8 protein-coding genes, 1 other RNA gene and 4 pseudogenes are annotated in these 11,716 nt (G+C 65.8%); 6 read left to right on the top strand and 7 right to left on the bottom strand.

The features are described 5' to 3' along the window. Positions 1 to 45: 45 nt before the first annotated feature. Positions 46 to 567, bottom strand: coding sequence for an Rrf2 family transcriptional regulator (locus FLG15_RS02665; protein ID WP_017159129.1), 522 nt, complete (start codon positions 565 to 567; stop codon positions 46 to 48). A 61-nt stretch (positions 568 to 628) separates the two neighbouring features. Continuing rightward, the gene (locus tag FLG15_RS02660) at positions 629 to 2,503 is read right to left on the bottom strand and encodes a GGDEF domain-containing protein (protein ID WP_057680034.1); all 1,875 of its coding nucleotides are present in this window, start codon (positions 2,501 to 2,503) and stop codon (positions 629 to 631) included. 505 nt (positions 2,504 to 3,008) lie between these two features. Here FLG15_RS02660 and FLG15_RS02650 point away from each other — a divergent pair. Beyond that, entirely contained in the window at positions 3,009 to 4,100 is a 1,092-nt protein-coding gene (locus tag FLG15_RS02650) for a DUF1615 domain-containing protein (protein WP_057687034.1), read from the top strand. A gap of 41 nt (positions 4,101 to 4,141) precedes the next feature. On the opposite strand, the gene FLG15_RS02645 is transcribed toward FLG15_RS02650, so the two are convergent. Beyond that, positions 4,142 to 5,575, bottom strand: coding sequence for a GAD-like domain-containing protein (locus tag FLG15_RS02645; RefSeq protein ID WP_057680123.1), 1,434 nt, complete (start codon positions 5,573 to 5,575; stop codon positions 4,142 to 4,144). A 400-nt stretch (positions 5,576 to 5,975) separates the two neighbouring features. Between FLG15_RS02645 and FLG15_RS02640 the strand changes: the two genes are divergently transcribed. Further along, complete coding sequence (locus FLG15_RS02640; RefSeq protein WP_057680122.1) at positions 5,976 to 8,303, top strand: S9 family peptidase; 2,328 nt, start codon at positions 5,976 to 5,978, stop codon at positions 8,301 to 8,303. A 44-nt stretch (positions 8,304 to 8,347) separates the two neighbouring features. On the opposite strand, the pseudogene FLG15_RS02635 reads toward FLG15_RS02640, so the two are convergent. Both FLG15_RS02635 and FLG15_RS02630 read right to left on the bottom strand, forming a co-directional pair. Then, positions 8,348 to 8,660: pseudogene (locus tag FLG15_RS02635) on the bottom strand (alpha/beta hydrolase family protein). 47 nt (positions 8,661 to 8,707) lie between these two features. Next, a pseudogene (locus FLG15_RS02630) lies at positions 8,708 to 8,963 on the bottom strand (DUF3817 domain-containing protein). A 55-nt stretch (positions 8,964 to 9,018) separates the two neighbouring features. Here FLG15_RS02630 and FLG15_RS02625 point away from each other — a divergent pair. Then, positions 9,019 to 9,094: non-coding RNA, sX9 sRNA (locus FLG15_RS02625), on the top strand. Between the two features lie 10 nt (positions 9,095 to 9,104). Here the strand turns inward: FLG15_RS02625 and FLG15_RS23745 are convergent. Then, a pseudogene (locus FLG15_RS23745) lies at positions 9,105 to 9,185 on the bottom strand (DUF3817 domain-containing protein); the annotation flags it as partial. Between the two features lie 210 nt (positions 9,186 to 9,395). On the opposite strand from FLG15_RS23745, the gene FLG15_RS02620 reads away from it, so the two are divergent. The 3 genes and pseudogenes from FLG15_RS02620 to FLG15_RS02615 all read left to right on the top strand — a co-directional run bounded on the left by FLG15_RS02620 (position 9,396) and on the right by FLG15_RS02615 (position 11,141). Continuing rightward, a complete protein-coding gene (locus tag FLG15_RS02620) occupies positions 9,396 to 10,031 on the top strand; it encodes a YiiX/YebB-like N1pC/P60 family cysteine hydrolase (protein WP_150145489.1) in 636 nt (211 codons plus the stop codon). A gap of 30 nt (positions 10,032 to 10,061) precedes the next feature. Continuing rightward, a pseudogene (locus tag FLG15_RS23315) lies at positions 10,062 to 10,425 on the top strand (alpha/beta hydrolase); the annotation flags it as partial. A gap of 254 nt (positions 10,426 to 10,679) precedes the next feature. Further along, a complete protein-coding gene (locus FLG15_RS02615; protein WP_057679134.1) occupies positions 10,680 to 11,141 on the top strand; it encodes a DUF4126 family protein in 462 nt (153 codons plus the stop codon). A gap of 146 nt (positions 11,142 to 11,287) precedes the next feature. Here FLG15_RS02615 and FLG15_RS02610 read toward each other — a convergent pair whose 3' ends face one another. Continuing rightward, positions 11,288 to 11,683, bottom strand: a complete 396-nt coding sequence (locus FLG15_RS02610; protein WP_057679135.1) for a VOC family protein — start codon at positions 11,681 to 11,683, stop codon at positions 11,288 to 11,290. Positions 11,684 to 11,716: the final 33 nt, after the last annotated feature.

Raw genomic sequence — 11,716 nt, 5'->3', positions numbered from 1 at the left:
AGCTGAGACACCACGGGCATCGTGCTGCGTCTCGAGTGACGCGATTCAGCGCTGCCGCGTGCGCTTGCCCGTCGCGTTGCCGCCAGATGGGGCCCTCGCGCTACACAAGGCATCGAACTCGCTCGCCAGTGCGGCAAGCGTCACCGTGCCCAGGCGCTGCAACAGCAGCGCTTCGGCGTGGGCCAGCGCATCGGCGATTGCCGCGTTGACCACTCGCTCCACCCCACATTGCGGATTCGGGTGATCGGCACCGATCGCGAACAGATGCGGGCCGCCAACCGCGCGATGCACATCCAGCAGCGTCACCTGCGCCAGATCGCAGCCGATCTGCCAACCGCCGTTGTGGCCGCGACTGGATTGCACATAGCCGGCACTGCGCAGCCCGGCCATGGTCCGGCGCACCACCACCGCATTGGTCGACAGCATGCTGGCGATCTGCTCGGAGGTCATCGGCTGCGGGCTTCTGGCCATGTGGAGCAGCACGTGCAACATGCGGGAAAGGCGGCTATCGGTGCGCATGCGGTCCTGGGTTCGTTCGATCGGTTCACGGCAACCGGTGGTCGCCATCGGCCGGCAGATTGTGCCGCAGCATCGCCTCGGTGTCCCAGCGCAGGTGCATGCACCAGGATCAGCACACCGCCCATTGATCGCGCCCAGCGGTCTTGGCGGCGTACAGCGCAAGATCGGCCTGGCTCAACAACGCATCCAGCCCGGTGTCGGCGACGATGCGCACCGCGCCCATGCAAAAGCGCACCGGTTGGTCGGGCGGCAGGCCGGCGATATCGATCGCTGCCACCGCACTGCGCAGGCGCGTAAAGACCGTGGAAATCTCCTCTTCGCCACAGCCCGGCAACACCAGCAGGAATTCTTCGCCGCCCAGGCGGCCCAGGCGGTCTTGCCCACGCAGGGCCAGCCGCGATGCATTGGCCAGCGCCTTGAGCACCGCATCGCCGGTGGCGTGCCCGTACACGTCGTTGATCTGCTTGAAGTGATCCAGATCGATCAATGCCAGCATGCCTGGCGTGTGCGAGCGCAAGGCCTGCTCGATCTGCTGCTGCGCCTCGGTGCGAATGGCGCGCCGGTTGGGCAGGCCGGTGAGTTCATCGCGCATCGCCAGCCGCGATAACTGGCGCCGGTGCCGTGCGCCGAAGGCCAGCACCACCAGTGCCCCGAGCAGCAACAGGCAGGCTGCGCACAACGCGATCCACAGCGTCCGCTGGCCGGCTTCGCGCGCCTGCAGTGCCAGCTGCGCGGTCTCGCTGCGGCGGCGCAGCTCGGCCGTTTCGGCGCCGCGGCGTGCATCTTCGTAGCGCGCCTGCAAGCGCAACATCACCGTATCGCGCTGGCGGTCCAGGCTCTGCGCGCGCAGCGCATTGGCGCGTTGCAGTTCCTGGTAGGCCTCGGCATGGCGGCCTTGGAATGCAAGTGCCTGGGCGATGGCGTCGACCAATTGCGCGCGACGGTTCAAGGTCAGATTGGGATCGTCTGCGGCCTTGGCAGCGACGATTTCCGCGTCCAGGCCCTGCGCCTTCAACGCGATCAAGGCCTGCAGCAAGACGGCGTGACATGCCGCAACACGCCCGATATTGCCTTGTTGCTGCATCAGCGGCAGGGCTTCGCGGGCCATCGTCAATGCAGAAGCGGCATCGCCGGTTTCGATCAGGGCCTCGCTGGCACTGGTCAGCGCTGCAGCCACGCCCGCCTGGTCGCGCAGTTCGCGGCTGAGCGCCAATGCGCGCCTGAAATGCAGCAGCGCCGCTTCCGGTTGCCGTGTTGCCAAGGCAGTGCCGAACTCGTGTTCGACCAGACTGCGCTGAAAGCGCGCCGGCTGGTCGTGCAGGCGTGCCAGCGCACGCTGCAGGTAGTCTTCGGTTTCGTTGTCTTCGGCGGCGCGACCACCGACGCGGCTGGCCAATGCTCCCAGTTGCGTCAACGCATCCAGCTCCAGCCCCAGCAGGTTTTCGCGCGCGGCACATTGATAGCTGGCCTGCGCCGCGCTCCAGGATTCATCGCTGCTGCCGGAGGCGAGCATGCTCCACATGTCGACCGCCTCCACTTCGCACAGCAGATCGTTGCGGCCCAGCGCGCTGGCCCGTTGGCGCAGCGCTTCCAGCCGCGCCACCATGACGCGATTGGGGTTTTCGCGCACATCGCTGAGCGCCTGCACGATATCCAGCCACAGCCGTGCCTGCGGGGTGTTGCCGTGCAGCTGGTCGAGCTTTCCGCGCGCCTGCGTCAGCACCGCCTGGCGGCGTTCGCTGTCTTCCAGTGAAATAAGCACGCGTGCCTGCGCCAGCAAGGCCCAGAACTCGGCATCCACGTCGTGGTCGCGGCTTGCCCGCTGCAGTGCGCCTTGTGCGATCTGCAACGCCATCACCGGGTCGTCGATGGTCGCCGCTTCGATCGTCTTCCACGGCTGCGGCTGCGCCGACACCATGCCACTGCCCAGCAGCAAGGCGAACGCGGCGAGCCCATGCCGCCACCGGACCACGAACATGCTCATCGCGTCATCACGTCGACGACGGGCCGTAACGTGCGCACGCCAGGCCGATGCCATCTGCGCAGACGTGGCGGCTTGCTGGTTGCTGCGGCATTTCAAGCACTCCCACGGTTGGATGGCGATGGAATCCAGCGAAATTTCAGGCCAAACGCCCGTCTTCCGATGTGATGCGAGCGTCATGATGACCAACGCACACGGCCGCCAACGCGATCAAGGCCCAAGCGCTCGCGTTCGTTATCGGCCCAGGCGGGCCACTCTTGAATTCGGATGACGATAGAGCGCAGCCCATCGCACCGGCGCGCAGAAGGCAACCAGACCCGCTTGATCGCTTTGCTTGGTCCATGCGCCCGACGCACCACGACAGCAACCCAACCCATCTGTCCCGATCGCCGTGGTTTCGGTATGCCAGGACATGGCAGCCTTGCGCGCCAGCGGGGTGAAGCTCCCACGGGGTGGCCGCGTAAACTGCCGCACGGCAGCTGCCGCCCCTCGATTTTCCGGAGACGCCGTGATCTCACCCCTGCCCCGCCTGCTCACGCTGCTCGCCATCGCCTTGCTGTCGGCCTGCGCCACACAGGCCCCGCGTGCCCCGCAGCGCTCGCCCGATGCGGTCAAGGCCGATATCGCGCGGCGCCTGCCGGCAACCTTGCCCGACCGCGCCGGCTGGGCCAGCGATGTGTATGTGGCGCTGTCCTCGCAGGCCTTGGACACCAGCGCCGAACACATCTGCGCAGTGCTGGCGGTGACCGAGCAGGAATCGAGCTACCAGGCCAACCCGATCGTGCCCAACCTGGGCAAGATCTCGCGTGCCGAGATCGACCGCCGCGCCAGTGCGCATCACATTCCCGGCTTCATGGTCGATGCCGCCTTGCGTCTGAATTCCCCGGATGGGCGCAGCTATGCCACGCGCATCGCTGCTGCGCGCACCGAGCAGGAACTGAGCCGCATCTTCGAAGACTTCACCGGCAGCGTGCCGCTGGGCGCGCGCCTGTTCGACGGATTCAACCCGGTGCATACCGCCGGGCCGATGCAGGTGAGCATCGCCTTCGCCGAGCAGCATGCGCAACGCTACCCCTACCCGCCTGGCGACTCGATCCGCCACGACGTCTTCAGCCGCCGTGGCGGGCTGTGGTTCGGTACGCAGCATCTGCTGGGTTATCCGGCCAACTACGACGCGCTGCTGTATCGCTTCGCCGATTTCAACGCCGGCTGGTACGCCAGCCGCAATGCCGCCTTCCAGGCCGCGCTGAGCACCGCCAGCGGCATCGCGCTAGCCCTGGACGGCGACCTGCTTACGCCGGGCGCCAGCCTGGACGCGCCCGGCAGCACCGAGCGTGCCGCACGCAGCCTGGGCAACCAGTTGGCGATGAGCGACCGCCAGCTCCGCCGCGCACTGGAGGACGGCAACAGCGCAGATTTCGCCGACTCCGACCTGTATCGCCAGGTGTTCGCGTTGGCAGAGCGCAGCGCCGGCAAGCCGCTGCCGCGTGCCGTGTTGCCCGGCATCACCCTGGAAAGCCCCAAGATCACCCGCACGCTCACCACCGCCTGGTTTGCACAGCGGGTGAACGAGCGCTGGAAGCGCTGCATGAGCAAGTAGGCGCGCGGGCTGCCGCGCCGCCGGCGCTGCGCTCTGTCGCCTCATTCGCCGCTCAGGCGACTGGTCAACACATCGCCGACCACCGGGCCATGGTCCAGCTTGCCATCGCTGCCGCGTTGATACCTGATGCCGGCACGACACGCGGCAGGGTCCATCTCCCATACCCATCCATACAGGGCGCGCCCTGTCGCTGGTGGGGAGCGTAGCGGCATGTTCATGCGCAGGCCATCGTCCTGGCCGCGGTCCAGCGTGCACATGACGGTGCCGGCGCCGTCGTCTTCGGCGTCCGGGTCGATTTCGTCCACATGGGTGATGGTGGCGATGATCGGCTCGGCATTCACCTGTTGCTGCAACACGTTTGGAAGATCGGCAAGCGGTGGCGCGGCGCGCCCGCCGGATGGCTCCTGGACGAACGCATCGGTCAGCTTCACCTTGCGGAAGTAGTACTCGCTGCGTCCGAGTGTTTTCGAGCCATCCATGGCCGTGGCCATGTCTGCCAGTTCGTCGCTGCGCAGCAGGAACATGTCGGTACCCGAGCGCATCACCAGCAGTTGCGCATCGTTGGCATCGCTACCGCTCGAATCGCGGCGCAGGCGGATGTCCAGCGTGATGTATTGATCGCCCATCTCGGTGTGCGTCACCTCGAAGCGCCCCGAATACGCACGCACATCGCAGCGTGCAAGACTGCGATGGTCGATCTTCCAAAACAGCAGGCGATACTGCCCGTCGGGCTCCAGCGCCAGCATGCGATGCCAATCGATATACGAGGACAGATACAGGCCGTGCAGGTCGTCGCTCGCCCGTGGTTGCGGGAAGATGCCCTCGAACACGGAGCGCTGCTCTGCGGGCAATGCATCGGCATTGGTGGTGGGCACATCGGCCACCGGTGCCGGGCGGTCGACAGCGTCGCGCAGCCGGGTGTGCAGCGCCAACGCATCGACCTTGGTGACCCGCAGCATCTGCATCGAGAACAGCAACTGATCGATCTCATAGACCTCGCCCGCAGCGAGCGGGCCGCACTCCTTGCGCGCGGCGGCAAGCAGGGCCGATGGGATCAGGGAATCGCAAAATGCCGCATCGCAGAGGGACTTGTTGAAGAAGTCCTCCAGGTTCCAGCTCAGATCGCCGGTGGCCTTGGAGACCGGATCCACATAGACCACGTCTTCGTCGGTGGCGGTGAGCTTGCGGTAGTACAGCAGTGCGCCGAAGGGAGTGAGCGCGATCGGAATACGCTGCACCGCGTCAGGTGGCGAGACGATCCAGCGATCCAGCACCGGCTGCCAGTGCCGCGGGTCGATCAGCGCCAATTGCATGCGTCCATAGTGCCCCAGCCCTTTTTTGCGCCATAGCTCAAGCAGGCTGGCAGGCAGCACCGGCGCATATGCGGCAATCAGATCCGTTGCGGCAGGCTGCGTCTTGCCTGGCGGATGCGCCTTGAGGAAGCGGGACAGTGCCAAGCGGCGAAACCAGGACATCGGGCGGCCTCCAGTCGACGTTGCGTGGATTCGACACCCCGCAGCGGGCCGCATGGCCTTGCAGGGACATGCGAGAAGCGTAGTGCATCGCGCACGGGTCGCGTCGCCGCGTAGTCGGTGGCTGACCGAGTCGCGACGCACGTGCCGTGGGTGTCTTCGCCCAGGACGGGGGCCGGGCTGGCCCCACGCAGTGCCGGGCCTGGGCGACCCACTGGGCAACCGCTCGATTGCCGGCCTGCTTTCTGGGCCGCGCGGTGTCCTCCCCCTAGCCGGGTGTGGCCCGCGACGGACGCCCCCACGCAGGCACGACTTCTGGCAGAGGCACCCGGCCCACGTGGCCGGTAGCATCGCACGGTCGCGCCGACCGCATTGCGCGCTCCTTTCGTCCCGGAGAGTCTTCATGCCCACCACCCCGCTGCCGCCGCGGCACCTGTTCGTCGCCATCGCCCTGGCCGCCCTGCCGGCACTTGCCAGCGCGCAAGCCCCTGCCGTCACCGAGGCCGACTACGCGCGCGCCGAACGGCTGATCAGCTACGCCGCACAGCCGCTGGTCGACCATGCCCTCACCCGCATCGACTGGCTGGACGCCACGCACGTGGTGTATGTCGATCACGATGCCAAGGGCAACCGGCTGCTGCAGCTGGACACCAGCACCGGCAAGACCGCACCGCTCTTCAAACAGGCGGCGCTGGTCGCTTCGCTCAACACGCTGTTGAAGACCGGCGACAAGCCGCTCAAGGCCGACACCTTCGCACCGGTGGTCAAGCGCACCGCCGATGGTCGCTACCGCCTCACCGTGCGCGACACCGCCGTGGTCTGCGATGCGCGTGCGCGTTGCAGCAAGCTGTACGCCAAGGACAAAGCGGAACCGGGCGTGCTGTCGCCGGACAAGCGCAGCGAAGCCTTCATCCGCGACTGGAACCTGTGGGTGCGCGATCTTGCCAGTGGCCAGGAAACCCAGCTCACCCACGATGGCGTGGAGAACTTCGGTTACGCCACCGATAACGCCGGCTGGCAGCACACCGACAATGCCATCGTGGCGTGGTCGCCGGACTCCCGCAAGATCGCCACCTTCCAGCAGGACCAGCGCAAGACCGGCGACATGTACCTGGTCAGCACCAAGCTTGGCCATCCGGAGCTGCAGGCCTGGAAATATCCGCTGGCCGGCGACAAGGACGTGACCATGATCGAGCGCGTCATCATCGACGTGCCCACCCGCAGCGTGCTGCGCCTGAAAACACCGTCGGACCAACATCGCTCCACGCTGTGCGACGATGTGAGTTGCTCGCCCGGCTTGTGGGACGACGTGAAGTGGGCACCGGACAGCAAGACGCTGGCGTTCGCCTCCACCTCGCGCTTCCACAAGCAGACCTGGTTGCGCATTGCCTATGCCGGCACGGGCGCGGTGCGCACAGCCTTCGACGAAACCGTCAAGACCTATTACGAAAGCGGCCAAGTCGCCGCCAACTGGGCGTACCTGCCGGCCAGCAACGAGGCCGTGTGGTTCTCCGAACGCAGCGATTGGGGCCAGCTGTATCTCTACGATCTGGCCACCGGCAAGCCCAAGCGCGCCATCACCACCGGCGAAGGCAACGTCACCGAATTGTTGCGCGTGGACCCGGTCACGCGTACCGCATGGTTTGTCGGCGTCGGCCGCAGCGCAGGCGTGGACCCGTACTACCAGCAGCTGTGGAAAGTCAGCCTGGATGGCGGCGAGCCGGTGTTGCTCACGCCCGAACCGGCCAATCACAGCATCGCGCTGTCGCCCGATGGCGCACGCTTTGTCGACACCTATTCCACCTCGGTCACGCCGCCGGTCACGTTGCTGCGCGACGCCGGCGACGGCCGCACTGTGAGCGCGATGGCCACCGCCGATATCACGCGCCTCAAGGCGGCCGGCTGGGTACCGCCGGAACCGATCACGGTAAAGGCACGCGACGGCAAGACCACGCTGTACGGATTGATGTTCAAGCCCAGCAACTTCGACCCCACGCGCACGTATCCGGTCATCGACTACGTCTACCCGGGCCCGCAAACCGGCTCGGTGCGCGGGCGCAGCTTCCTGGCCGGCCACGGCGACAACCAGTCGCTGGCCGAACTGGGCTTCATCGTGGTCGCCATCGATGGCATGGGCACGCCGTGGCGCTCCAAGACCTTCCACGACACCTGGTACGCCGACATGGGCGACAACACCTTGCCCGACCAGGTCGCCGGCTTGAAGGAGCTGGGTCGGCGCTATCCCTGGATCGATCTGGATCGCGTCGGCATCTGGGGCCATTCCGGCGGCGGCAACGCCTCGACCGGCGCGATGCTGCGCTATCCGGATTTCTTCAAGGTCGCCTGGTCGGAAAGCGGCAACCACGACAATCGCGGCTACGAAGACGATTGGGCCGAGAAGTATCACGGCGAGCACATCGTCAACAAGGATGGCACTTCCAACTACGACGATCAGGCCAACGCCAACCACGCCAGCAAACTCAAGGGCCGGCTGATGCTGGTGCACGGTACCCTGGACGACAACGTGCCGCCGTACCTCACCTTGCTGGTGGCCGATGCCTTGATCAAGGCCAACAAGGACTTCGACATGCTGATGCTGCCCAACGCCAAGCACGGCTACGGCGATCTCACCCCGTACGTCACCCGCCGTCGCTGGGATTACTTCGTGCAGTACCTGCTCGGTGCGACCCCGCCGGCGCAGTACCAGATGAAGCCGATGCCGGCCAATTGAGCGGCGTGCAGGGTGCGGCGGCCGATGCTGCGCCATGTCCGTGGCTAATGCGTCACCGCGCCAAGTTGCCGGACCACACGTGTCATCCGGGCAGACCCGGATGACACGGCGGCCACAGGCTTGGCCGTGCTGCCACTCGCTTGTCTACTCAAAAACGCCAGCACGCGCGTGGGTTCCCCGCGTCGATGCGGCTCGGTGTAGAACCCGTGGCCCTTCTTGGGGAAGTACAGAGATTCCGCCGGCACGCCGGCACCCTTGAGTGCCCGCCCCACCCATTTGGTGTGTTCGATCGGCGTGCTCCTCCTTGCCACCGGCCGCAAGAAACACCGGCAGCTTGATCCGCTTGGCCAGCGTCACCGGCCAACGTGCTGGAAGGATGCTGTGCGCGCCGAGCGCGCAATGGATCAGTGCGCAGGTTGTCGCTGGCCCAGCAAGCCAATACGCCGGAACCACATCTCCAGCGGCACCGGTCACCAGCGGTGGCAACGCCGCCAGCAGACTCAACACCCATGCCCACCACGGCCAGCGCAACCGCAAGGCGGCAATCAGACTGACCGCGACATAGAACAGGAACGCCGCGCCATGCAGGCGCCCCAACACCCAGACCACAAGCTCGGTGCTGTGCAGCCAGTACTTCAGAAACATGCCGACTAAGAGCAGCTACCAAAGCTACTGCGCAGCCGCCAGGCGGGCGCGGCCGGTGCTCGGAATCGGCATGTACCACTCGTACACTGCGGTTCCTGCGCGCCGTCCGCGCCCACCTGACGGCTGCTCGCTACGTTTTGTTAGCAGCTCTAATAATCCGGCCCAGGTCAGCCCTTCGAAAAATGCAGCCAACGCAAACAGCCGGCCGATCGGCGACAACGCAGAAGACACACGCATACAACACTCCAGACGGACAGGGTTGCCGCGACGCGATGGCGACGGCGACGCCCGCTGGCATGGCCAGTCTACAGCCCGCATCAGCAAAACCCAGGCCCAAGGACTGGCAAGCACCTGCATGTCGGTGCTCGATGTGGGTGACGACAAGCGGACCACGCGTCGGTTGGCGCCCCAAGCCCACATGCAAGCGATAATGTCGGCCCCTTTGTCATGAAGCCTCGCATCATGCGCATCGCACCGCTGTTGTTACTGCTCATCGCCCTACTGCCCGCCACGGCGCTGGCTCTGAAGGTGCACGATGGCGATCTGCTGTTCGTCACCGCGGCGCGCACCGGCCTCAGTGGCGCCATCGACGATGCAACTGGCGTACAGGGCCAACCCAGTTTCGACCATGTCGCGCTGGTGGCGTATGCAGGCGATGCGGCAGTGGTCCTGCACGCCGACGAGCACGGCTCGCGCGAGCAACCACTGCAGGCATTCATCGACGAGGCCACCGCCAAGCAGCGGCAGATCGTCGTGTACCGGCTGGGCCGCGCGCATCGCCCTGCGATTCCCGATGCCATCGCCCAGGCACGGCGCATGCTCGGCAAGCCGTATAACGATACTTACGTGCAGAACGACAACAGCTATTACTGCTCGGATTTCATCGAGCGCGCCTTCCGCGCGCATCACGTGTTTGCCCTGCAACCGATGAACTTCAAGAACCTGCAGACCGGCAAGATCTCACCGTACTGGATCGATTTCTACCGCAGCAAGGGCATGCCCGTGCCACAAGACATGCCAGGCACCAACCCGAACGACATCGCCAAGACACCTGCGTTAAGTGCGATCGGGCGGCTGAACTGAAGGCTCTGTGCCGATCTTGTTGCTCGGTGCGGATCACCTCGCCTGTTGAGCAGCCCGAACATGTTTCCGGCGACATCCTGGGCAGCCCGTCGGATTGGCATGGCGAACATGCCATCGCGGCGCAGGAAAAACCTTTGCCGCCGCGCATGGCGATTTGCCGGCCCCGGTGTGCATGCACATCGGCGAGTACGAACAAGCACGCTATCGCCAGACGAAGACAGCGTCATCGACACCAGAACATGGCGCATGCGTTGCGGGCGCGTGGCGATCCGTCGTTGCATCTCACGCTTGAGATTTCCACGATGAGGATCACCGGAACATCGGGCCACTTGGCATCACCCACGGCTTGAAGGTGCTACTCGGGCGCAAGGCGGCCGACCTGGGCGGGCGCTGACGCAAGGCGTACCGCCTGGAGATTGAAGCGCCAAGGCGATGGCATGCAGCTCAGAGGTGAGCCACCAACACCACACGTTGCTGCGGCAGCGTGTTGCCCGCGGCAGCCACCGGCATGCGAGCACAACCGATGCGCGGCGTGCACAACATCTTGCCAACTCCCACACACGCCCCGCCCTAGTCTGCGCAGATCGACAACAGCGTGCCACGCGCAGGCATCTCGCCTGCGATGGTCGAGCACATGCAGAGGTGCACATGGCTTTGATCCACTCCATCCTGATGAGCGCCGTTGCCGGCATGCGCTCGATGACGCCGCTGGCCGCCGTCGCCAATGCTGCACGCACCGGCAAGCTGCCTGCCGACAATGGCGCGCCCGCCTTGCTCGCCAATCCACTGGCGTCGGCCGGCATGCTGGCATTGGCTGGCGGCGAGCTGGCCGGCGACAAGATGAAGACCGCTCCCGACCGCATCGTGCTGCCTGGCATGATCGCCCGCATTGCCACCGGTGTGATCGTCGGCACGGCATTGGCGCCGCGCCAACAACGTGGCATCGCTGCGCTACTTGGCGCGACGACCGCGGTTGCCGCCGCTTATCTCACCTTCAATGCGCGGATGCACGCGATCGAGCGCTATGGCCAAACCAGCACCGGCGTCGTCGAAGACGCGATCACGGTGGGTGCGGCGACGCTGATCATGCGCGATGCGGCCAAGCGATAACGCATCTCCATTGGCTCACGCGCGGTGCCTAACGGCCTGCCACTGGTTGCGCAGGCCATGGCCGCACAGCGCTTGGGCGCCATCTTGAGCGCGCGGGTCACCAACCAGCCAGCGATGCCTGCGACAAACTGCGCCACACGCCACGTTCACGCCGGGCGATAGATCGCACACAGCTTGTTTCCATCGGGGTCGCGCACGTAGGCCAACCACGTCGGACCCATGCTGCTCTCACGCAGACCGGGCGGTTTTTCGATGGAGATGCCGCCGGCAGCGACCGCGCTGTCGTGGAAGTGCTGCACTTGTTCCGGCGAGTCGCACTTGAAGCCAACCGTTGCACCGTTGCCCGGGCTGGCGGGTTCGTCGTTGATCGGCTCGCTCACACAAAAGGTGCTGCCCGCATGCCGGTAGAACAGGCGCGTATGCCCACTCGCTGCCTGATTGACGAACGGCGCAGGCGCACCGAAGACGCCTCCCAGCAATGCATCGTAGAACGCTCGCGCACGCGCGATATCGTTCGTTCCTACCACGACATGATTGAGCATGACGTCGCCCTATTGATTGCGTGGGTGCGCAGC

Origin of the sequence: Xanthomonas phaseoli pv. dieffenbachiae (assembly GCF_008639345.1) — a bacterium.
GTDB classification, from domain to species: Bacteria; Pseudomonadota; Gammaproteobacteria; order Xanthomonadales; family Xanthomonadaceae; genus Xanthomonas; species Xanthomonas phaseoli.
This window is presented reverse-complemented; position numbering and strand designations above follow the sequence as displayed.